Consider the following 21655-nt stretch of genomic DNA (forward strand, 5'->3'; position numbering starts at 1 on the left):
ACCCCATCCTATCAGGCGGCGGGCGGTCAAATCAACCCGAAGACCCTCGTTTGCACCACTGGTCCATGACGATGGCGATGTCGGGCAGGGCCTGGATGAACGCCTTGCCGTAGGGCTTGCTGACGATGCGATGGTCCAGGCAGACGACGAAACCGGTGTCGACGCTGGAGCGGATCAGTCGGCCGAAGCCTTGCTTGAAGCGGATGACGGCCTCGGGAAGCTGATAGGAATTGAACGGGTTTCCGCCGCTGAGGCGGATGGTCTCGATGCGGGCCTCGATGATCGGCTCATTGGGCACGGCGAAGGGGAGCTTGGCGATGATGACGTTCTGCAGCGCGTCGCCGGCGACGTCGACGCCCTGCCAGAAGCTCGTGGTTCCCAGCAGCACCGAGCGGGCCTCGCCGCGGAAGCGGCGCAGCATCGCCTGCTGCGACAGCGCGCCGCCCTGGGTCAGGAGCTGGTACTCGTGTTCGTGGCAGAACGGTTCGATCTCGGCCGCGATGGCGTTGAGCATCTGGTAGCTCGTCAGCAGCACGAAGCAGCGGCCCTGCGAGAGGTCGACGTAATGCTCGATGGCTCGGGCGGCGGCGGGCACGAAGGCCGGATCGTTGACATCGCCCAGGCCCGTTTCGATGTAGAGCTTGGCCTGGCGACGGAAGTCGAAGGGGCTGGCCAGAAGCAGCTCGCGCCCCTCTTCGAGACCCAGGCGGCTTCGGATGTAGTCGAACCCGTGCTTGCCCGCGCGGGCGGTGGCCAGGGTGGCGCTGGTGAGGATGGCGGACTTGACCTCGTGGAAGACCAGGTCGCGCACGATCGGCGCGACGTTGACCGGGGCCGAGGCCAGCGTGACGGCGCGGCGGCGCGTGCGGCCTCGCGTTTCGCGCAGCGTCACCCAGTAGACATGATCTCCCTGGGCCTGGTCGATGATATCGGCGATGTCGCCGGCCAGTTCAACGGCCCGGTCGCGGGCGCCGGCGATCTCGAAGGCGGTTTCGTCTTTGCGAGAGCCCGTGGCGCGTTTGAGCGCCTCGGCCAGTTCCTTCAGCGCCGGCGTGAGGGGGTTGGTGATGAACCCGGCGTCCCGGATGCGTCCGCTGGAGGCCACCGCCGGTCCGCGGTAATTGGCCAGGGCGTCGAAGAACTCCGTCGCCGCGGCGTCGGCGGCCACTACGGCGTTGATCGTAGCCTGATCGTTCGCCAGGGCCAGCAGGCCGCGTCCGGTGCGTTCGTCGAAGAGGTCCCGCAGCAGGAACTGGACGGCCCCGGAGGTGACGGACTGTCCGAAGTGGTCGCTGACGACGGTCTCGACGGTATGGGCTTCGTCGAGGATGACCACGTCGTAGTCGCCCAGCAGGGCGCCGCCGGCTTTGCGCAGGGCCAGGTCGGCGAAGAACATCGCGTGATTGACCACGACGATGTCCGCCGCCTGCACGCGGCGGCGCGCGGCGGCCAGGAAGCACTTGCTGTTGTACGAGCACTTGGCGCCGCGGCAGACGCTGCGGTCGGAGCAGACGCGGCTCCACAGCGAGCGGTCGAGATCGAAGTCGATCTCCTGCAGCGTCCCGGTGTCGGTGCCCATCGCCCACTGCGTCAGGGCCTCGAGCTGCTCGTGCTCGTCGGCGGTCAGCAGCTTGTCGCGTCCGTCGACAACCGTCGCCAGGCGGCGGAAGCACAGGTAGTTGCCGCGCCCCTTGGCCAGCTCGGCGGTGAACGTCACCGGCAGCACCTCGCGCAGGAAGGGCAGGTCCTTGGTGATGAGCTGGTCCTGAAGGGCGATGGTGTACGTCGAGACGATGACGCGCAGCTTGTCGTCGCCGTCCTGGCCGGCGCAGGCCGATAGGATCGCCGGGACGAGATAGGCGAAGCTTTTGCCCACGCCCGTGCCGGCCTCGACGATCAGGTGCTGGCGGGCCTCCAGCGCCGCCGCGACGCCCTGGGCCATCTCGAGCTGCTCGCGGCGGTGTTCGTAGCCGCCCAGGCGCTGGGCGATCAGACCCTCAGGACCGAGAACCTGCTCGACGGTCAAAGCCATGCCGCAACGTGGCACAGGCTTTCCAGCCTGTGTCCCAGAGCTGAACCCACAATTGCCCCACAGCCTGGAAAGGCTGTGCCACAGGCGAGCGCGCGAGTCGTTGCCGGGAACGGGTCGGGCCGTGACAGCAGATCGATAAACTGCCCGATGAACACCACCGTCGCCAGAATCACTGCCAGCACGATGATCGTCGCCAGGATGGTGATGAACGTGCGCCCGCGGACGATCGTCGAGTGCATCGCCGAGACGATGCGGTCTTTCGCCAAAGCCAGCATCGCCAGCATCACCATGCCCACTGTGGGCCAGATGCTGATCGAGTGGACGGCCGAGTAGATGAACACGCCTCGCGAGCGTTCGGGCATGATGTCGGCGCCGTCGGGGCCGCCCGAGACGGCGCTCTTGAGGTAGTAGTGGACGCGTCCCTCGGCGTCGCTGCGGACGCGGCCGTTGATCGCCTCGCCGCCGACGATCACGTACCCGATGGTGAACAGCAGGAAGTTGGCCAGGCCCAGAAAGATTACCAGTACGGCGATGCGCGTCTTGCGGTCGGCGCCCTGGGGGAGCTGGTCCTCTTCCGGCAACGTGTCAAACCTTTGCACCGATGACCCCTTCCAGCGGCGAAGACGCCGTCGCGTAAAGTTTCCGCGGGATCCGCCCCGCGCGGGCGGCAAGGTAACCGCTCTCGACGGCCAGCCGCATCGCCCGCGCCATCGCCAGCGGGTCTTTCGCCCCGGCGATGCCGGTGTTGAGCAGCACGCCGTCGGCGCCAAGCTCCATCGCCACCGTCACGTCGCTGGCCGTGCCCACGCCGGCGTCGACGATGATCGGGTAGCTCTCGTCGCCGGCCTTGAGCTGCTCGAGAATGATCCGGATGCTCCAGGGGTTCAGCACGCCCTGCCCCGAGCCGATGGGGCTGCCGGCCGGCATGACCGCCGCGGCCCCGGCGTCTTTGAGGCGCTGCGCCATGATCGGGTCGTCGCTGGTGTAGCAGAGCACGACAAAACCGTCGGCCTTGAGCTCCTTGAGTGCCTCGAGCGTTCCGACGGGGTCGGGCAGCAGCGTCTTCTTGTCGCCCAGGACCTCGAGCTTGACCCACGCCGAGCCGCGATTGCCCAGGCCCTCGAGCAGCTCGCGTCCGAGGCGCGCCGTGCGGACAGCGTCGTCGGCGCTGAAGCACCCTGCCGTGTTGGGCAGCAGCGTGTATTGCACGGGGTCGATGAAGTCCAGGATGTTGCGCCCCTTGGCGTCGCTCATACGCTCGCGGCGCACCGCCACGGTGACGACCTGGCAGCCGCTTTCGGACAGCGCCTCGGCCATCTGTTCGTACGTGGTATACTTGCCCGTGCCGACCAGCAGGCGGCTGGCAAACTCGATGGGGCCGATTTTCAGACTCGGGACTGTGATGCTCATAGTGTTATCCACCGCCGACGAGGGTGACGATTTCGAGCTGGTCGTCGGCCGCCAAAAGGGTTTGTGCAAACTCCGCCCGCCGGACAAGGCGGCGGTTGCGCTCGACCGCCACGCGCAGCGGTTCAAGGTCCAGCCGCTCCAGCAGCGCCGCCATCGTCAGCCCCTCGGGCTGCTCCGTCCATTCGCCGTTGACCATGATCCGCATGGCGTCAATTATAAGACAATCGCGGGAGAGTGAAAGGGTGAATGGATGATTGGATGGATGGATGATTGGATGATTGGATGGATGGATGGATGGATGGGTTGCGTGATTGGCGTGAATCCGATATTTGCGGCGGGGCTCTGGTCACGCAGTAGCCATGGCGAAGGCGGATGCCCCGCGCGGTTGTTGGATTGGGGATTTTCCTCCCGCGAAGATTGGGTTGCCCCGATGATCTGGCGCAGGCCCGCCCGCGCGCCGGTACGGTTCCACTTCCTTGCACTTTGTTGCCTGCCCGCCGTAGCCTTGGCGAAGGCGGGTACTTTTCACAGCGGTTTCGAGGGAACCTGCCCCATCCGCTCCCCTACAGCCAGAAGCCAGGGAATTATGCGACACAGAGGCGCAGAGAAAGACGAGAAAAGCAACTGTGTTAAAGAGGAAGACTTAAGAAGCGTTTCCCGCCACTGTTTTCTCTGCGCCTCTGTGTCGCAAGGTCTTTGCCACCCCTGAAAGCGGTATGGCCTATACCACAATTCCACTTCCTTGCACTTTGTTGCCTGCCCGCCGTAGCCTTGGCGAAGGCGGGTACTTTTCACAGCACTTTCGCTTGCCCTCCATTCCCATTGTGGTATTCGCGGACCCGGGTAGTAGACATTCTGCTCCACGTACGCCGCCAGCGACCCGAGCAACAATCCGGGCTTCGAGGTGATGTCCCGGCCAGACTCCGGACCCCTTTGCAGTCCGATGAAACCGTTACAAAATGTAACGGTGCCCGCTTGGAACTGGAAAGCAAGACGGGCAGGAAAGTCGTCAGCGGCCAGAACTTTCTGCCCCCCGGCCCCCGCCCGGCCAGGCGATTGAAAGGCAGCGGCGATGAGCCCTGACTTTCGCATGCCCCTCCATCCAGTTCCCCCGTCGCCGAAGGCGACCCTGGAGTGCGGCGGCAGCGACGCCGCTTTGGATCGGACAAAGCACGGTCCCCAGCCCCTTCTTTGACAAAAAACACGGAGCCAAAATCACGTGGGCAAAATGCGCCCACAGAAGGTACATTTCCATCGCCGGCCGGTAACCATAACCACCACAGCTAAAGCGCACACCACAAGCCCCAGAGGCCAGTATGTCCCGAGAAGATACAATCCTATCAAAAGCAATATCGTCGTGACAACCATCTGCAAGGTTGTACTTTCGCGCTCCATGCGTGATCCGCAATCAGGGCAAGGCTGAACCGCAGGTCCAGCCGCCACAGGCTTAGGCGACGGATACTTCAAGACGTTTTTGCACCTTGGGCAGGGACCGTTGGTTCCGGCTAAAGACAGAGGGACTTTCAGTTTCTTGCGACAACAGGGGCAATGGCAGAGAATCACTTTCGCTACTCCCGTTAATGGCAGATGTCTGATCACATGGTAGATCGAAAACTGGGACCACCGCAAGGTATTTCCGTTTCGCATTTTGTAACAAAATCTCTGGTGGCTTGAAGAAGGCAGGGCCGGGGGATACAGTATCGGCGCAATTATGCGCCAAGGAATCAAAGGCGGGTGAAACATGATCGAGTTCCATTGTCCTCATTGCCGCACGCACCTCAAGGTCAACGATGAGCACGCTGGCAAGAGCGGAAAGTGCAAAGGGTGCGGAAAGAAAATCGAAGTACCCCAGATTTCTGAGGAATTGTCCGATCTTCCCCCGGAAGCATTCGACACCGCCGTGGGGCAACAAGCCGTGCCTTCTTCAAGCCCTCCCGCTCCGTCAGAACTGGAAGCAGAACTGGAACGAACCGAACCTTTCGCTACTGCGTACCGGCAACCTTTCAGCAATGAGTCTTCCTCGCGGCGAGATTGCAAGGAGAGACACTTTGTTATCTGTCCCAATCCCAATTGTGGGTATCGCGGTCCGGCCCGAAGAGAACCCCGAGGACATATGGCTGTAGGTTGCTTGCTCATTCTCTTCTTCTTGTTGCCAGGGCTTCTCTACTTTATTTTTAAGGGTGGGTACAGGTACATGTGCCCTCGTTGTGGGATGCAAATCGCCAACGACAACTAATGATCGGGAGAATGAACGATGAAAATGAAATGCCCCAGATGCAGCACAAAACTAGAGGTCGATGCTGCGGCAGAGAAGGACAAGTGCCCGATTTGCGGACATGAGTTTTCCATCCCGCAAAAGAAACCCCATCCTGCCCCGGTTGCCACAATGGACTCGCAATCGAAGACTGAGCGAAAACCCCAAATCGTGGCGCAACCACCAGCACCAGCTCGCGAAACGCCCCCAGTGGTTGACACACCCGCTACGAGAAAACCAGTAAAGAAGCTTGTTTTCTTGGTCAGCGGGGCGGCTGTTCTTCTGGTAGGCTTGGTGGTTTTCGGTTTCCTCATCCCTTCATCGAAAACGCCTACAATCGCGTCGCCACTCGTGCCAAAAGGCGTAGATGTATCCGGGGCGGCGTATGTTGTTCGGCGAAACGGCCAGTCGGACATCCTCCGGGGATTCCACGTCACCCTGATTCAGGCTTCCGCACCAGCACAGGTCTTGGAACGGGCATTGACGACGGTGGTGCAGAATTGCAAGAGCGAATCTGTTGACTGGCACAAAGAAGCGGCAGAGGGGCGCCGGAAGTATGGGGAAATGGAATCCTCGACTGACGACAACGATCCAGACAGCTACGAGAAGAAATGTGCGAAGGAGGCTGATAGCAAGGCTGAAAAGTATTCGCAGATTCTGGCGAAAGTCGAAGGACCTGTTGACTCTGCCGCTGCTCTGACCCTGATCGAGTCAACCGGCTACGTGAACGTGATCAGAGATTTTGTGGATAACATCAAAATCGCTGCGACGACCACGGATGTCCAAGGCACTTACAAGTTCACCGATGCCCCTACAAGCGCCTACATCTTCGCGATGTTCGATACAAAGGATGGTTTCTTGATGTGGGCCATACCCGTCCAAGGCAGCGGCTCGAAGGATCTCTTTAACGACACGGCTTTACCATCGAGGTAAATCTTGAACATCGGGACGGCCGGGTAGCGGCCACGCGGACCGGGCGAACGGCGAGCAACCACCTGCCGCGCCGCCGCCCGGCCCGACCCGAGCAATGCAGGTGGAACATGGGAAAGAAGTCCAGCGCTCCAAAGAAAACCCAGCGCCAACCACAGCCCAAGACTGGGGCCCCGGCCGCTGATGTTTTCTTGATAGACTTTCCGCTAGACGAAGTGCCAAAGGGCTTGGAACCGCAATGGATTATTAATGTTTCAGAGTGGCTGGCGCACACCTACGCCGGGGCAGTAGAGCGCTTGACCTATGCTGGGTCCGCTTTGAATCGCCTTCGCGAAGAGTATCGCAGGGAGGAATACGCCAAGGAGACGCGGGCCCAAGACCCGGACGAGGCTGCTCGCAACAGGATTTGGAGAACGCCCGAAATGGACGCAGTCCGGGCAGCCAGTAAGGAGGTGGAGAAATGCCGCATTATGAACCTCGACCTTTCGAAGGCGGTGAGGCGTTGGCTTCCGACAGTCTATCCCGATCTTCAACAGGTTGGCGTAAGCGAAATCACAGATAGGCCTGCCGCCGTGCGAGAGTGGCGGAGAATCAGCGCCGCTGCCACTGGCTTGCAGTTGGAAACTGGGCTGTTGGACTTTGAGGGAGAGGCCCGCCAGGCGGAGGCCGTGCCAGGTACAGGGATATCTGTCACTACGGCAGCAAAGATATCAGGTATCAATAAGGGCACAATTTGGCGGGCTGCTAAAGCCGCAAAGATTGATAGCAACGGGAAGAAAGGGCGTTCCCTCAGACTGGACGACGCCTCGTTTAACCGCTGGCAGCTAGACTACGTCAAACGGGGTGAGAAGCAGGAAACAGATGAGGCCGTTCAACAGAAGTTTGACAAAATCAAAGGTGAATAACCTCGCAACGGGGGCAGAAACATCGTTGCACTGTCGTTGCGCTTAATCTTTTTTCAGGAAGCACCCCCCAATCTCCCAAGGCTTTCTGCCGCATTTTCGTTGCGCCAACGTTAGTCTCCGCTTGGCTCTGGTCTACTCGACGTGTCGGACGCGCAATCGGGCCGCCCGGCAGCGTGATTCCACTATGGAGTAAAGACCATGCAGACCACAGACAACGCAACCGACGGGCGCACCGTCAGCGGGATCAGGGACGCCCGTGAACAGTCCCTACTGCCATTGAAAATGACTGTCATTTTGCCCTTGGGTCGGTATGCTGAAGATCCGTTACGCAGGGAAGCCGCAATGGAATTCGAATTGACCGATCATGCAAAGACTGTGCTGCAGCAGCGAAACATCTCCCTTGATTGGGTTGAGCGGGTACTGAACGCTCCGCAGCAAACCGAGCCTGATTCGGAAGATGCCGCCCTTGAACATTGCTTGGGTAGAATTGAAGAGCACGGCAATCGCGTCCTGCGTGTTATAATCAATGTAGAAGCTCACCCCCAGCGGGTGGTCACGGCCTATTTTGATCGGGCGATGAGGAACAGATTATGAAGCTGATTGTGGACGAGAAGGCCGACGCGTTGTACTTGCGGCTGGACGATTCGGAGATTGTCGATTCGCGGGAAGCGGCGCCCGGGGTGGTGTTGGACTATGACGACAAGGACCAGGTCGTCGGGGTGGAGATTCTGCGAGTTTCAAAGAGGGCGCCCGGCCTGAATCTTCGGGAGTTGAACTTTCAGACGAGTTGAGGGCCCCGGGGACTTCGATTCAAAAATGTTTGGCATCGGGCGTCTGTGGCGGTAAATGCGGTACCGGTTTTGAGCGTTTGCAAAAAGGCGCGGTTGTTTGCCGAAAGTCTCCAAACCCCCCGAAAATGCACCGGAAAAGCACCTCAAAAGCACCCAAACGCTGGCCAGCCCGAAAACTGCATGAACCGCGGAGATCTTGGCGCGGCCTCGCTTCGCTCGGCCGCAACCAAAGGCGTTCCGGCACAGCAACATGGTGGGGGCTCCGCCCCCACGCCCACGGAGTTTGTCGCTTTATGGCTTCCGGCAGGGGTGGGCCTTTGCAGCCTCTGCCGGAAGCCCAATGCGATAACCTCCGGGGTCTGGGGCAGAGCCCCAGAATGCCGGCTGAAGAAAATCTTCGCGGCAAGAGAAGAAACTGACGGTTAGCATTGCAGAGCACGCAGAGAAGCAAATGGCTTAAAACAAGACCATCTAAGAAATGAAATAGGCGCTTTGCCATATGGACAGACGCTGGACTCCGCTGCGCTGCGTCCAGCCGTGAGAGCTCCTTCCCTTTCTTCTTCCCTCAGCGTCCTCTGCGACCTCTGCGGTGAGATCCCGCAATCGCTTCAGCGCCGCACGCGGGCGTTGCCTTGCCAAATGCTCCAGACCTGCTCTTCGTCGGCGGGCTGGGCGTAGTCGGTCAGCAGGGTCGTCGCCAGGGCGCCGGCGGCCCAGCCGAACTGCACCCACTTGGCGGCGTCCCAGCGGCGCAGGATGCCGTAGAGCATTCCGCCGACGAAGGCGTCGCCGCCGCCGATGCGGTCGAGGACGGTGATCTCGCGCGGCTGGGCGATGTGCCAGGCGTCGCCGGCTAGCAGGATCGCCCCCCACAGGTGGCGCTCGGTGCTGACGACTTCGCGCAGCGTCGTGGCAAACGCCGTCGCGGCGGGGAATCGCTGCTTGACGGCCTGGATCATGCCCTTGAAGCTCTCGATCTTGCCGGCCAGGTCTTTGCCGCCGGCGGCGGGGCCTTCGATGCCCAGGGCGAGCTGGAAGTCTTCCTCGTTGCCGACGAGGATGTCGGCCGCCGCTGCGATCTCGGTGAACACGCTGCGGAGCTCCGCCTCGCGGCCCTTCCAGAACGACGCTCGGTAGTTCAGGTCGAAGCACACGCGCGTGCCGTGCTTCCTGGCGGCGCGGGCCAGGGCCAGGCAGAACTCGCTGGTCTGCTCGGACAGGGCGGCGATGAGCCCCGACAGGTGGACGATCTGCACGCCCTCGGCGCCGAAGATGCGCTCGAGGTCGAAGTCCGCGGCGTTGAGCGTGCGGCCGACTTCGCCGGCGCGGTCGTTGTGGACGCGCGGGCCTCGGGCGCCGCTGCCGCAGTCGGCCAGGTTGAACTGGTGGCGATAGCCCCAGGGCCCGCCCTGCTCGACCTGCTTGCCTTCGTAGTCCATGTGGCGGCCGGCGAGATCGTCCTGGATGAACCGGGCGATGGGGCTGCCCTTGACGAACGTGGTGAGCACCTTGACGGGCAGGCCCAGGTACGAGCAGACGCTGGCGACGTTGGTCTCGGCGCTGGTGGCCTGCATGAAGAACGTGCTGCTGGTGTGCATCGGTTGGCCGTTGGGCGGCGTGAGGCGCACGCCCATGCTCGTGGGCACCAGCAGGGCGTATTTGCAGTTCTCGCGAAGTTCGATAGCCACCGGCGGCTCCTTCAGGTTGATCGTGACGTGCCCATCTAAGTACCGCATCGCCGCGTGCGCTTCAAGAGCGCAGCCGAGCGAGGACTATGGAGTGCGGCAGCCCTAGCTGCCGCTTTGGATGTTGCTGGGACGCTGTTGTGCCCGGCTATGCACAGCGGGACTGAACACCATCGAAAGCGGCGGCTGCTGCCGCCGCACTCCACATAGATTCTTCGTGTGGGCAACGCGGGCTCGTCTTACGATAGATGAAACATGAAAACAACGCACTGCATTCTGTTGCTCCTTGCATTGGCTGCCGTGCCGGCTACGGCTGCGCCGGGGCTGGACATTCCGCGGTTGGATGGCATTGCCATCGACGGCAAGGGCGGCGACTGGGGACAGGGCGGGTACCGGCTGGATGTGCTCGAGTCGATGAGCGGCAATGGCGCGGCCGCGGCTGGGCAGCGCGTCTGGGCACGCCTGGGGTGGGACAGCCGCGGCTTGCTGATGCTGGTACACATCTGGGACGACACGTGGATGGAGAACCCGCGCGGCGACCGCCTGTACGAGGGCGACTCGATCGAGGTGTTCCTGGGCGTTGCCGGCGGCCTGTGCCAGTGGGTCATCTCGCCGGGCATGGACGCTGCCCAGCCGGCGGTGCGGCAGCAGTTTTTCGACAAGCGCTCCGAGCCCGCGCGCGGGCGTCCAGCGCAGGCGCAAGTCGTCCGCACGCGCAGCGGCGGAGAATGCACCGTCGAGATCCTGCTGCCCTGGTCGGCAACAGGCGTCGAGCCGGCCGAGAGCAAGACCACGCTGAGCCTGCACTTCTGGGTCAACGATCGCGACGGGCACGTCGAGGACATCAGGCGAGTCTGGATGCCGGCTACGATCTGCCGCCTGGCGCGGCAGCCGTCGCCGGCGCGGGAGTTCATCCACTGGAGCGGGTTCGACGCCAGAACGATGCTCACGACGTTGGAGCTGCGCGGCGGCGCGGCGGCGGTCGGCAAAGAAGCGCAGCTCGTCCAGGGCGGCAAGGTCGTTTCGCGGGCGACTCTGGCGGCCGACGCTTCCGGATACGCCTGCGCCACGCTGCTGATGCCCGAACGCGGCGCCGGCGCCGAAGCAGCCGAGTTGACCGCGCAGGTGGCGGGCAAAGAAGTCGCCCGCGTCGCTCTGCAGGACAACGCCCGCGCCCGGGCCGAGCAGTTTCTCTTCGCCCCGATGGCCGCGACGCCCGCCGCGGAGTTCGACGGCGAGGCTCTGCCGACGCTGGATTTCGCTGACGCGGCGATGGTCGCCCGCGCGATCGGCTCTTACACGCTCAAGACCACGTACTACGACAGCCGCTATGAGATCGTCACGCGAGCGGCCAAGCCGGGGCGATATGGCGCCGTCGTCGAAGTGATGACGCCGCAGGGGCGGCTTTGCCGGCGGTTCGCCTCGCTCGTTCGCCGAGGCGGACCTGCGACCGAAGATCAGCGCCAGTGGTGGGTCGAGTTCAAGCGGCGGTTCTACGGCTGGGACAAGCGCTGGCCCAAGCCCTTCGTCTGCCCGCGGCCGAATCCCGGTCCGCCCGCGCCGGTGGTGGGGGAGGGCAGCGCCGCCGAGGCGGGCATGACCGCCGGCGCGGCGGCCGCCATCGACGCGGTGCTCACGCAGTGGGCCGCGGACAGCGACGAACCCTTCACGGCCGCCGTCGTGCGCCACGGCGTGATCGTCCTGAGCAAAGCCTACGGCGTGCGAGAGGGCAAGGCGATCAGCCGCGACACGCCGAGCTTCATGGCCTCGATGACCAAGTGCCTTTCGGCGACGCTGATGCTGACGGTTGTCGATCAGGGCCTGGTGGACCTCGACGCCCCGGTGGCGGAGTACCTGCCGCCGTTCCAGGCCGCCCGAATGAACAAGCCCCTGACGCTGCGGCACCTGTACACGCACACCAGCGGGATCAGCGGCTGGCACTGGGGCGCGGGGGAGCACGATCTCGAGGAGCGGCTGGCCGCCTATATGCCCCACGTGCGAGTGGGCGAGGCCTTCCTCTATAACGGCACGGGGTTCGACCTGGGCAGCAAGGTTCTCGAAGCCGCCAGCGGCGAGGCGCTGCCCGCGTTAGCGCAGGGGCACCTGCTGGGTCCGCTGGGCTGTCGCAACACGACGATGCCCGACGGCGGCGGGTCGGCCTTCAGCACCGCCGACGACCTGGTGCGCATCGGGCAGATGCTGCTCAACAAGGGCGCGTACGGCCGCATGCGGTTCATGAGCGAGCGGACGTTCGAGCAGTTGCTGCCGGTGCGGCTGACGAAGGTGCTGGGCCCGGACGCGGGGCAGGTCTACGGCCTGGGGACGATGTGGTTCGATTACGAAGGTTGGGGCAAGGGCGCCTTCGCCCACGGGGCCAAGTCTGAAACCGTGCTGCGGGTCGTTCCCGAGCACGACCTGGTGGTGGCTATCGCCCGCAGCCGCCGCGGGACCAACTTCGAGACCTACTATCCCCGATTCATCCAGGCGGTGCTGTCGGGGATCGATCCGCGATCTGCACGATAGACGGGAGAGTTCACCGCAGAGCACGCGGAGTTCGCAGAGACTGAACAATGACGGGGAGAAGCCGCCGTTCAGACATCTTTCCGTTCGACGCTGGCCCAGTAACCCCGGTAGTAGAAGTATCTGCCGGCGCGCAGGTCGTATCGCGGGGGCACCCAGACCCGGGCGGTGCCGGGCGGGAGCATCCATTGGCCGCGGACCCATTGATAGTCGCTGCCGGTCCAGTCCCAGTAGCCCGGGATCCAGACGTAGTCGTCGTCCGGGACGGTCGGGATCGACTCAGCCAGCGGCACCGGCGGGGGCGGCACTTCCATGCCGGCAGGGTCCGCGGGTATGGCCCAGACCTCGCATCGCATGCGGCCACACGCCCACCAGTTCAGGCACGAATGCCCGCACGATCCGGAGCTGCGGTCCTGGCCGCAACAGGCGCACCCGCCAGCGAGCAAGAGCCCAACCAGAACCGCCACGATCATCAGAGTCTTCATATGATTCTCCTCGCCATCGCATCAAACCCATGGCCGCCGACATGGCGTAATTGTAGCGCGGCCCGATGTTCATCATCTCCTTAGCATATCGCCCGCCGACTTTGGAGGGTATACTGTCGCGCATGTCGCTCAATCCCCAGGAATTGGACAGATGGGTCCGCCGCGCCACAACCCATCGGATCGTTCGGGGCGACGCGCGGAACCTTTCATTTATTGCGGATGAATCCGTGCATCTGGTCGTGACATCGCCGCCGTACTGGACACTGAAGGAGTATGAGCCCCATCCTGACCAGTTGGGGCATGTTGCAGATTACGAAGAGTTCCTTGATGCACTGCGGCAAGTCTGGTCGGAGGTTTACCGCGTATTGGCGCCAGGCGGACGTTTGGTTTGCGTGGTGGGGGACGTGTGCCTTTCTCGCAAGAAGAACGGCCGCCACGTCGTGGTGCCGCTGCACGCGGACATCTGCGTGATTTGCCGGCGGCTGGGGTTCGACAATCTCAATCCGATAATCTGGAACAAGATCGCCAACGCCAATTACGAGGTGAACAACGGCGGCGGGTTTCTGGGCAAACCGTACGAGCCCAACGCGATCATCAAGAACGATATCGAGTTCATCTTGATGCAGCGCAAGAGTGGTGGCTACCGAAGTCCCTCGATGGCGCAGAGAGAGCAGAGCAAGCTGTCCAAAGAGGAATTCCGCCAGTGGTTCCAGCAGATCTGGACCGTTCCGGGCGAATCCACCAGCCGACATCCCGCGCCCTTTCCGCTCGAAGTGGCTTATCGTCTGGTGCGGATGTTTTCATTTGTCGGCGACACCGTGCTGGATCCATTTCTGGGAACCGGGACCACGTCGCTTGCGGCAATGAAATCCGGTCGCAACAGCATCGGGATCGATGTTGAAGAGAAGTATCTTCAGATGACGCGCCGCCGTCTGGAGAAAGAAAGCGGCTCACTGTTTGCTGAGACCGAAATCGTGTTCGAACGCCAGGCGCTGGACAAGATTGCCTGATCGCGAAGGCGTCCGCCCAATAAAGCAGCCCCGGCGGTTGGGAGGCCGGGGCTGTGGCAAGGGCTGGAAGACGTCGGGCAGTTGACTTCGTCCAGCAGGAAGCGGTTGTTTCGTTCAAGGGGACGTTAGGATATAATCTTCGCCTGAGCCAACAGCGGGGCGTTTTTTTTGCGCCCTGGCGGAGACTTGCCATGCGGACTTCGATCATCAGCCTTGCGGTGCTGGCGGCGGTTGCGGCGCTGGGGGGGTGCGGCGACAACTACACGCAGCCGCTCTATATTCCTCGCGAGCTGGCGCCGGCGCCGGAGAGTTTCGACAACTGGTGGCTGGCGTCGGAGTTTGTGCTGCGGAAGTACTACTTCGAGGAAGACTACAGCGACCGCCGCACCGGCGTGATGACCACCGTTCCGCTGACGGGAAAGCACGTCTTCGAGTTCTGGCGAAAAGACGCCGTCACCTGGGACGACGCCTACGAGAGCACCGTCCAGACGATCTACCGCATCGCGACGATCTCCATCGTCAAGAACAAGACCGGCGGATACGAGCCCAAGGTCACCGTGACCGTCGGACGCTCCGACCGCACCCAGCAAAGCGTCACCACGCTGGCGGGGGCGTACGGGCTGGCCAACGAAGGGCGAAGCATCTCGATCCACCGTCGCCGCCTGCGCCCCAACGCCGGGGCGGCCCAGGAAGCCATCCGCGAGTCGCAGCGCACCAATCAGCCCATCCAGGCGGCCTTTCCCGACTGGTTCTGCCTGCTGGGCGAGGACGAACTGCTGGCCGACAGCATCCGGATGGATATCGTCGAGGCCGCCGGCAAGCGGTCGTACATCGCGGGCATCGGCAAAGACACCTCGCCGCAAGAATGACCGCTCGATCCGAAGCGGCGTCGTCTATTTCGCTCCACCGGCGCTGAAGCAGACCACGTGCCCGTCGAGGGTGGCGACGAAGATCCTCTCTGCCCCCACGGCCATGCCGTCGAAGACCGGCGGGCTGTGGAGGTCATATTTGCCCAGCGTGCTGCCGTCGGCGGTGGAGATGGCCCACAGCGAAGCGCCGGCCTTGCCTTGCAGCGCCGCGGTGGCCTGGGGGCTCTGGTCCTTGAGCAGGTCCGGCGCGCCGGCGACGAAGAGCGTCTTGTCGGCCAGCACCATCGCCCTCACCAGCAGCGGCAGGGAAACCTGCCACTGGTACTGGACGGCTGACTTCCACCCTCCGGCCTTGGCCCAGGCTTCGTAGTCCTTCTTCTGGGCCGAGGCGGCGAAGAGGCGGTACTTGCTGTCTTTCTCGACGCCGACGTGGCTGGCCTTGGGGTCGGCCTGGCTGCGTCCGAACCCGTAGGCGGTGTCGTTGCCGATGCAGAACATGCGGGCGAAGGGCACCTGGTTGGAGGCGGCGCCCCAGTCGCGGAACCCCGCTTCCATCTTGGGTCCGATGAGCCAGTAGGATCGGTGGAACCACGAGTCGTCGAGGAAGCCCACCGGGCTGAACAGGTGCGGGACGCGCGATTCGAGCTTGGCGCCCTCGGGGCTGAAGACCGTATGCCGCATGAAGACGTGCTCGTCGTCGCCGGACAGCACGTCATTGAGCGCCCCAGCCATGCCGAACCCTTCGATCGCGTTGGCGGGCTGTCCGCCGGTGCGCGGGTCGCGGCTGTCGATATGCGTCAGCGACACCTGCACGCCCGTGGCGGCATTGACGCGGTAGAGATACAGCCCGCCGTCGAGGTAGGACGTGCGTCCGGCGGTGAACCAGGCGTCGCGCCCTCGCACCAGCACGCTGCCGTGGACCGGCCAGACCGACTCGAGCCGCTCGCGCACCATCATGCGCTGGTCGGCCGGGGCAGCGCGGAACCGCCAGGCCAACGCCCCGTCCGAGGCGCGCAGGCAATAGGTGTAGCCGTCGGCGCATCCGAACAGGACTCGCGGACCGTCGATCGTCGGCGGCGAGTCGACGCGCCCGCCGGCGATGTAGCTCCAGGCCACCGACCCGGTCGTGGCGTCCAGGGCGTAGACGGTGTGGGCGTCGATCGAGGAGACGTACGCCTTGCCGCCGGATACCGTCACCGCGCTGAGCCGCCCGCCGATGGGCGTCTTCCAGGCCGGGATCAGCGCCAGACCCACCCGGTCGCTCGTCGAACCGCTGCGCGCCGGGTCGCCGCGGTAGGTCGGCCAGGCGCCGCTGTCGCCCTCGGGGGCTTTCTCGGCGGCCACGGCGTCATACGCCGGGCCTTTTTCGAGATTGGGCGCGGGATTGGCCGGTAGCTTCCGCACGGGGGTGAAGGCGGCAAATCCGCGGATCATCGCCTCGAAGTAGCACGCGCAGGCGTGCGGCGGGGCGTAGATGAGGCCGTTGGCGGGCACCGGTCCGTGCTGGCACGTGCCGCGCACCCAGTGGTTGAGCTCCATCGTTCCGGTTTTCGTGTCGAGCAGTTCGATGCCCGCGCGGCTGAGCACGAGGAACCGGTTGGTCGCGCGGAATCGGTGGCAGCGGTGATGGCTGACGACGAAGTGGTCGGGGTTGTCCGGTTCGCGGCGGCGGATAATCTTTCCGGTCTTGACCTCGCGGGCGTTGGTCACGCCGGGGTTCACGACGCTCCAGAGCTGCCCCATCCACAGCACCCCGTCGGCCACGATCACGTCCACCGGGGCCATGAAGTTCGGATAGCACCGCGCCTTCCAGAGGAACTTGCCGTCCTCCGCCGACAGGGCGACCAGCTCGCCGGCGTTCTCGGCGACCTGGTTGCGCGGCGAGGGCTTGACGGCGTCGGGGTCTTCCGGCGGGGCCGGGGCGGTCGGGTCGGCCGAGAGCACCACGCCGTCATAGACCACCAGCGTCGCCGATGACTGCGAAAGGATCCCGCGCGACGCCCGCGGCGCGCGCCACAGGGCTTTGCCCGTGGCCGCGTCGAGGGCGACGACGGCAGCGGCGTTCTGGAAGAACACCTTGCCGCCGCTGACGGCCATCGTGGTGGGGCGGATGTCGTCGGTGTCGGTGTCCTGCAGCGACCAGATGACCTTGCCGGTTTCGGCGTCGATGGCCCGCAGGCGGTGCGAGGCCGGCGGGGCGGTCACGCCGCGGCGTTTGGCCTGCCCGGCGGCGGTATAGACATCGGTGGGACCCTGGTCGAGGTACAGCACGCCCTTGTCGAGGATGATCTCGCGAGTGGTGTCGGAGTCGTCGTAGGTCTTGAGCACGCCACCGGTCGCGCCGTCGAGCATCTGCAGCGGCTTGCCGTAACCCAGCGTGACATAGACGCGGTCGCCGACGGCTACGAGGCGGCGCCCGATCTCGGCGGGGCCTCCGCGGAACCCGTTCAGATGGCGCTCCCACGGGCTCACGGGCAGGCGCCACAACTCCACGCCGTTAAAGGCGTCGCGGGCGATCAGCACCCACTGGGCCGGCAGGGCCACCGAAAGGACCGGCGCGTCGTCGAGGATCGAGAACAGGCGGCCGTTGGCTGAGACCACCGCACTGACCGAGGCCAGGTGCTCGTGGCTGCGTGCGTGGGGCGGACCGGCCAGCCACTGCAGGTGGCGCGGCGATCCGGCCTCGTCGTCGTTGGCCACAGCGTTGTTGTCCGGGCCGTGCAGGTAGTGGTGCCACTCGTCGATGTCAGCGGGACGCGGCTTGGTGGTTTTGGCCCACTGCCCGTCGCGCAGGGTGTACGCCGTGCCGTTGGGCACCAGCACGCGCTGCACCTCGGCGGCGTCGGCTGAGGCGGTCGCGTCGATCAGCAGGTTCACTGAGTTGTCGACATAGGGCAGCGGCCCGCTTTTCCAGGCATCGGCGCCGACGAGGCCCGAGAGATTCTTTGCTGCCGCGGCCTTGCGAATGCCCTGGACAGCCGCCGCGTCGGCATTGAGGGCATGCACGCGATAGGCCATGCCGGGGTACAGGGCCAGCGCCAGATCGGCGCTGCCGCCGATGGAGACGACCAACCCGCCGGTGTTGCCTGAATCGGACAGGAACCACTGCGCCTCGCCTGGGGCGGCGGCGTGCAAAACGACGGCGGTAGAGAGAATCACGGCGGCGAACGCCAGACGAATCAACCATGAACGCATCGGTGCTCCTTTGGGCCTGCACAGGCGGCCTCAATATGCAGTATTACCCGCAAAATGGGAATGAAAGCAAGGACGATTGAGTCGCGCCAGGTGCCGTGGCGCGCAGGGCCGCAGGCCCGGAGAGCCACGATCCAACGCTCTGAGAAACTTCGAAAGCGGCAGCTGAGGCTGCCGCACTCCATACTACTTCGCCCCAGTGAAGACGCGGACGGTGGTTGAGTCGGCGCCGATGACGGCGTTGTCGACGGCGCCGCCGGAGGGTTGGAACTTGTACCAGCTCGTGTCCCAGTCCGAGACGCCGCCGAGCACCTGGTGGAAGAGCAGCTTGCCGCTGTCGGTCTCGTAGACGTCCAGCCACATCTGGCTGGGCTTGCGGATCTCGCGCCACTTCAGCGAGCGGTGCAGGATCTCGATGCGGATCGACGAGACGATGACGAACGTGTTGCCCTGGCGGCGGAAGTCCAGCACCGTCTGCACGCCCCAGGGTTTGTCGCCGGGCAGATACGTCACGCCGCGGTTGGCCGCGACGATGAAGTGCCGCAGCAGTCCGCGATCGCGGTAGATCGGACCTTCCGCCATGCTGTAAACCTGGTGGGTGTTGGGGTTGGCCCATTGCATGTTGATCTTCTCGCCCCAGTCCGGGCCGGACCCGCCGCGGCGGAGAACGTGTAGAATCGCGCCTTTATCCTGAAAGAAGATCCAGTCTTGTCCCGCCGCGACCAAACTGGGCAAGAACGGTTCGGTGCAAGGCAGCGGCGTGACCTTGGCCACGGCCCCCGAGCGGTTATCGAGCAGCATTTCGCAATACTGCACGTCCTTGTCCTGGGGTTTGGTCAGCAGCATGCCTACCGACGGCGCCCCATCGCCCTGGCGGCGGAAGAAGGGCGAGTGCAGGGCGGTCGTGAAGCCCTCCCTCGTCAGGTCGCGGCTCCACAGCACGCGCCCGCCGGCCGGCTCGATCATGGCCGCCCAGGCCTCGGCGCCGCTGCCGGTGGCGGTGAAGAGGGTCTTGTCGTCGCCGTCGAGCATCTCGGGGCTGAAAGGCAAATCGGTGGACCACGCCGGCTTGCCGTCGGCGCAGCTGAAGGCCGCCACGTTCGAGCCGGTCGTCAGGAGAATGTGCTTGCCGATAATGATGCCCTTGCCCGGCCGCCCCGGCAGCAACCGCTGCCAGACGACCTCGATGGCGGGCTTGGTGCGGATGCACACCAGCAGGCGGTCGGCCAGCACGGCCATGACGTCCGGGGCCGCCGCGTGCGAGGGGGGCACGAAAATTTGCGCCCGGGCCAGGGGCAGGCTCAGCGCCTCTTGCAGCGGCGCCTGGAGCGGCCGCGAGGGCGTCTTGCCCTCCTTGGGCGCCGGCAGCGGCGGCACGTTGACGATCGCCAGGCGCCCGTCGCCCAGAAAGACCGGCTCGGCCATGGCGGCGTCCAAAGGCGTTTCGCCAGCCGGGGCGCCCGTGGCGGCTGCAAACTGCAACAGCTTGTCCTGGCAGAGGACCTGGACGTTGGCGCCGGCGATGCCCGCCTGGCTGGCGATGGCGGCAGGGAGCTTGCGGCACCAGAGCATGCGTCCGGTGGCGGCCTCGATGCCCGCCAGCCAGCGCGTGTTGACCGTCACCAGCACGCCGCCGCAGACGCCGGCGAAGCGGTCGGAAGGCACCATCGGCCGCTCCCAGAGCACGTTTCCGCTGTCGCGGTCGAGGGCGATAACGCCGCTATGGTCGCGCGGGGCCGCCAGCACCGCCTTGCCCACAACGATGGGTCCGGGGCCCTCGCGGCTGTATTGGATCGGCGGTTTGGCCGCCTGGAACGCCTGCGGGTAGGCCTTGATCCACGCGATCATTCCGTCGCGGCAGTCGGCGCGGGCGACGAACCCGGCGTTGGTCGAGCAGTAGATCGCCCCGTCGTAGATGGACAGGCCGCAGCCGCCGCGGATCAACTCGGCTACCGGATCGGTCGCCGAGCCCAGGACGTGCTTGAAGAGGATTCGCCCGTCGGCGGCGTCCAGGCCCACCAGCGCCAGCGGCGAGTCGCCCGCGGCGGCGGCGTTGGCGGGACGTTCATGCACGCGCCAGAAGTGGGGCGGCTCCCGCATCTCGGTAGTCAGGACGAACACGCGGCCGTCAACGGCCAGCGGGCGGCACAGGGGGCGCATCTTCTGCCAGTCGGGTTTATCGCGCGTGGTCCAGAGCACGGCCCCGTCGGCCAGGTCGCAGGCGGTGATGGCTTCGGGGGCCTGCTGGTCTTCGAACTGGCAGAGGACCCAGCGGCTGGCGGAGGTTCCGGCTGCGATCATCGTCACCACCGGCGCGTGGTCGCCCAGGCTGCTGGGGCCCTGACGATCGTAGGCGAGCTGCCAGTCTTGCCGGGGCGGGTCCCAGTCTTTCATCGGCGCCGCCGCCGGGGGCGTTCGCGACCAGAGCGTCTTGGAGCCTTCGCCCAGCAGGGCGATGCTCGAGGCGCATCCGACCAGCAGCCCGCGCGGCGTGTCCTGGACCCAGCCCACCGGCCAGGCCACGTGCAGCGACAACTCGACGCCTTCATCGCTGCGCCGCCCCAGCGAGGTCCATCCTTCCGGCAGCGTGACCGGGACTGGCGGGGTCTTCTGTGAGGGCGCCTGTGCATTCTGCCCCAGCAGCGCCGCCTTGATTTGCGCCGCGCCGGCTGTTCCGCCCCGCCAGGGCAGCGCCGCGCCCTCGGCGGCGCCGGATAGCTCGATCCGCCCCTGGGGGGTCTGGGCCATTGTCAGCCACAGCAGGGTCTGGGCGCGGCCGCGGATTTCGCTGCCGGGTTCGGCGTGGGTGAGCACGTCCTGGCCGGCGGCCGCCGCCCAGTGGAAGCGATGCTGACTAACGGCCAATTCGCCCAGGTCGAGCAGGGCCTCGTGAACGCTGGCGGCCCAGGGATATCGGCGAAAGAGCCTCAGGGCCTGGTCGAACTGTCCGGTCCGGGCCGCCTCGGCGGCGCGGTTCCGGGCCAGGATGTCCTGCTCGGCGCGGATGGCCGCGAGGCGCTGGGCGGGCATGGCGTTGAGCGACTGGTCGCACGCGTACCACGCCGAGGCGTAGTGCGATTCGTTGAGGCGCAGGCAGGAGTGCTTGGTCAGCGTTTGTTCGAGAAGGTCCTGCGCCTCGCGCGGCTTGAGCGCCGACGCCGCCGATTCGGCGCTCAGCGCCCGGATGGCGTCGCAGCGCATCTCCATGTCGGCGTCGCGGGGCACGTCGGTGATCACCCCGCGCCGGCTGGCTGAGTAGTCCAGCGACTTGGCGTCCTTCGCCTTGAGGAACGTTTCGCTGGCGAGGCGGTTGTGGCCGAACCAGGCGTACAATTCGCCCACGGCCGACAGCATCGCGGGCTTGCCCGCGGCGGCTTGCTCGATCTGCTTGATGAACGGCTCGATCTGGTCGTACTGCCCTGCCGCGGCGATCTGCTGCGCCTTGGCGCAAGCCTGTTCCACCGCCGCCTCGCGCGGCGGCGGAGGCGCAACCTCCTGCGCAGCCGCCGCGGCGCAGAAGGATACCAACAACAAAATGCCATGCTTCTTCACGAAGTATCCAACCCTCAAGC

16 protein-coding genes are annotated in these 21655 nt (G+C 64.9%); 7 read left to right on the plus strand and 9 right to left on the minus strand.

Translation table 11 applies throughout. The features are described 5' to 3' along the window. Positions 1-31 precede the first annotated feature (31 nt). The 5 genes from ABFD92_11510 to ABFD92_11530 form a co-directional block, all read right to left on the minus strand. On the minus strand, positions 32-2047 hold the full coding sequence (locus ABFD92_11510) for a helicase C-terminal domain-containing protein (protein MEN6505161.1): 2016 nt from the start codon (positions 2045-2047) through the stop codon (positions 32-34). Then, a complete protein-coding gene (locus ABFD92_11515; protein ID MEN6505162.1) occupies positions 2023-2631 on the minus strand; it encodes a hypothetical protein in 609 nt (202 codons plus the stop codon). Before ABFD92_11515 ends, ABFD92_11510 begins: the two co-directional genes overlap by 25 nt. Next, positions 2618-3442, minus strand: coding sequence for a thiazole synthase (locus ABFD92_11520; protein ID MEN6505163.1), 825 nt, complete (start codon positions 3440-3442; stop codon positions 2618-2620). Before ABFD92_11520 ends, ABFD92_11515 begins: the two co-directional genes overlap by 14 nt. 4 nt (positions 3443-3446) lie before the next feature. Further along, positions 3447-3647 carry a sulfur carrier protein ThiS gene (gene thiS, locus ABFD92_11525; GenBank protein ID MEN6505164.1) on the minus strand — a complete coding sequence of 67 codons (201 nt, stop codon included), beginning with the start codon at positions 3645-3647 and terminating at the stop codon, positions 3447-3449. 1242 nt (positions 3648-4889) lie between these two features. Further along, entirely contained in the window at positions 4890-5354 is a 465-nt protein-coding gene (locus ABFD92_11530; GenBank protein MEN6505165.1) for a hypothetical protein, read from the minus strand. A gap of 342 nt (positions 5355-5696) precedes the next feature. Here ABFD92_11530 and ABFD92_11535 point away from each other — a divergent pair, with 342 nt between their 5' ends. From ABFD92_11535 to ABFD92_11550, 4 genes are all read left to right on the plus strand, one after another. Further along, complete coding sequence (locus ABFD92_11535) at positions 5697-6629, plus strand: hypothetical protein (GenBank protein MEN6505166.1); 933 nt, start codon at positions 5697-5699, stop codon at positions 6627-6629. Positions 6630-6736: 107 nt separating this feature from the next. Beyond that, positions 6737-7531 carry a hypothetical protein gene (locus ABFD92_11540; protein MEN6505167.1) on the plus strand — a complete coding sequence of 265 codons (795 nt, stop codon included), beginning with the start codon at positions 6737-6739 and terminating at the stop codon, positions 7529-7531. 198 nt (positions 7532-7729) lie between these two features. Further along, the gene (locus ABFD92_11545) at positions 7730-8125 is read left to right on the plus strand and encodes a DUF4258 domain-containing protein (protein ID MEN6505168.1); all 396 of its coding nucleotides are present in this window, start codon (positions 7730-7732) and stop codon (positions 8123-8125) included. After that, positions 8122-8322 carry a DUF2283 domain-containing protein gene (locus ABFD92_11550; GenBank protein ID MEN6505169.1) on the plus strand — a complete coding sequence of 67 codons (201 nt, stop codon included), beginning with the start codon at positions 8122-8124 and terminating at the stop codon, positions 8320-8322. Before ABFD92_11545 ends, ABFD92_11550 begins: the two co-directional genes overlap by 4 nt. A gap of 608 nt (positions 8323-8930) precedes the next feature. Here ABFD92_11550 and ABFD92_11555 read toward each other — a convergent pair. After that, positions 8931-10058, minus strand: a complete 1128-nt coding sequence (locus ABFD92_11555; protein MEN6505170.1) for a sugar kinase — start codon at positions 10056-10058, stop codon at positions 8931-8933. 204 nt (positions 10059-10262) lie between these two features. On the opposite strand from ABFD92_11555, the gene ABFD92_11560 reads away from it, so the two are divergent. Beyond that, on the plus strand, positions 10263-12530 hold the full coding sequence (locus ABFD92_11560; GenBank protein ID MEN6505171.1) for a serine hydrolase: 2268 nt from the start codon (positions 10263-10265) through the stop codon (positions 12528-12530). A 68-nt stretch (positions 12531-12598) separates the two neighbouring features. Here ABFD92_11560 and ABFD92_11565 read toward each other — a convergent pair whose 3' ends face one another. After that, positions 12599-13012, minus strand: a complete 414-nt coding sequence (locus tag ABFD92_11565; GenBank protein ID MEN6505172.1) for a YXWGXW repeat-containing protein — start codon at positions 13010-13012, stop codon at positions 12599-12601. 65 nt (positions 13013-13077) lie between these two features. On the opposite strand from ABFD92_11565, the gene ABFD92_11570 reads away from it, so the two are divergent. Continuing rightward, positions 13078-14022, plus strand: coding sequence for a site-specific DNA-methyltransferase (locus ABFD92_11570; GenBank protein ID MEN6505173.1), 945 nt, complete (start codon positions 13078-13080; stop codon positions 14020-14022). Between the two features lie 191 nt (positions 14023-14213). After that, positions 14214-14891 carry a hypothetical protein gene (locus ABFD92_11575; GenBank protein MEN6505174.1) on the plus strand — a complete coding sequence of 226 codons (678 nt, stop codon included), beginning with the start codon at positions 14214-14216 and terminating at the stop codon, positions 14889-14891. Positions 14892-14915: 24 nt separating this feature from the next. Here the strand turns inward: ABFD92_11575 and ABFD92_11580 are convergent, their stop codons facing one another. Both ABFD92_11580 and ABFD92_11585 read right to left on the minus strand, forming a co-directional pair. Next, a complete protein-coding gene (locus tag ABFD92_11580; protein ID MEN6505175.1) occupies positions 14916-18086 on the minus strand; it encodes a PQQ-binding-like beta-propeller repeat protein in 3171 nt (1056 codons plus the stop codon). A gap of 183 nt (positions 18087-18269) precedes the next feature. Further along, entirely contained in the window at positions 18270-21635 is a 3366-nt protein-coding gene (locus ABFD92_11585; GenBank protein MEN6505176.1) for a PQQ-binding-like beta-propeller repeat protein, read from the minus strand. Positions 21636-21655: the final 20 nt, after the last annotated feature.

It is taken from the genome of Planctomycetaceae bacterium (genome assembly GCA_039680605.1).
GTDB lineage: Bacteria > Planctomycetota > Phycisphaerae > SM23-33 > SM23-33 > JAJFUU01.

Excerpts from the sequence above, each read along its gene's own strand:
- ABFD92_11520 (MEN6505163.1), bottom strand. The coding sequence starts at position 3,442 with ATGAGCATCACAGTCCCGAGTCTGAAAATCGGCCCCATCGAGTTTGCC.
- thiS (MEN6505164.1), bottom strand. The coding sequence starts at position 3,647 with ATGCGGATCATGGTCAACGGCGAATGGACGGAGCAGCCCGAGGGGCTG.
- ABFD92_11535 (MEN6505166.1), top strand. The coding sequence starts at position 5,697 with ATGAAAATGAAATGCCCCAGATGCAGCACAAAACTAGAGGTCGATGCT.
- ABFD92_11540 (MEN6505167.1), top strand. The coding sequence starts at position 6,737 with ATGGGAAAGAAGTCCAGCGCTCCAAAGAAAACCCAGCGCCAACCACAG.
- ABFD92_11545 (MEN6505168.1), top strand. The coding sequence starts at position 7,730 with ATGCAGACCACAGACAACGCAACCGACGGGCGCACCGTCAGCGGGATC.
- ABFD92_11550 (MEN6505169.1), top strand. The coding sequence starts at position 8,122 with ATGAAGCTGATTGTGGACGAGAAGGCCGACGCGTTGTACTTGCGGCTG.
- ABFD92_11555 (MEN6505170.1), bottom strand. The coding sequence starts at position 10,058 with ATGCGGTACTTAGATGGGCACGTCACGATCAACCTGAAGGAGCCGCCG.
- ABFD92_11560 (MEN6505171.1), top strand. The coding sequence starts at position 10,263 with ATGAAAACAACGCACTGCATTCTGTTGCTCCTTGCATTGGCTGCCGTG.
- ABFD92_11565 (MEN6505172.1), bottom strand. The coding sequence starts at position 13,012 with ATGAAGACTCTGATGATCGTGGCGGTTCTGGTTGGGCTCTTGCTCGCT.
- ABFD92_11570 (MEN6505173.1), top strand. The coding sequence starts at position 13,078 with ATGTTCATCATCTCCTTAGCATATCGCCCGCCGACTTTGGAGGGTATA.
- ABFD92_11575 (MEN6505174.1), top strand. The coding sequence starts at position 14,214 with ATGCGGACTTCGATCATCAGCCTTGCGGTGCTGGCGGCGGTTGCGGCG.
- ABFD92_11580 (MEN6505175.1), bottom strand. The coding sequence starts at position 18,086 with ATGCGTTCATGGTTGATTCGTCTGGCGTTCGCCGCCGTGATTCTCTCT.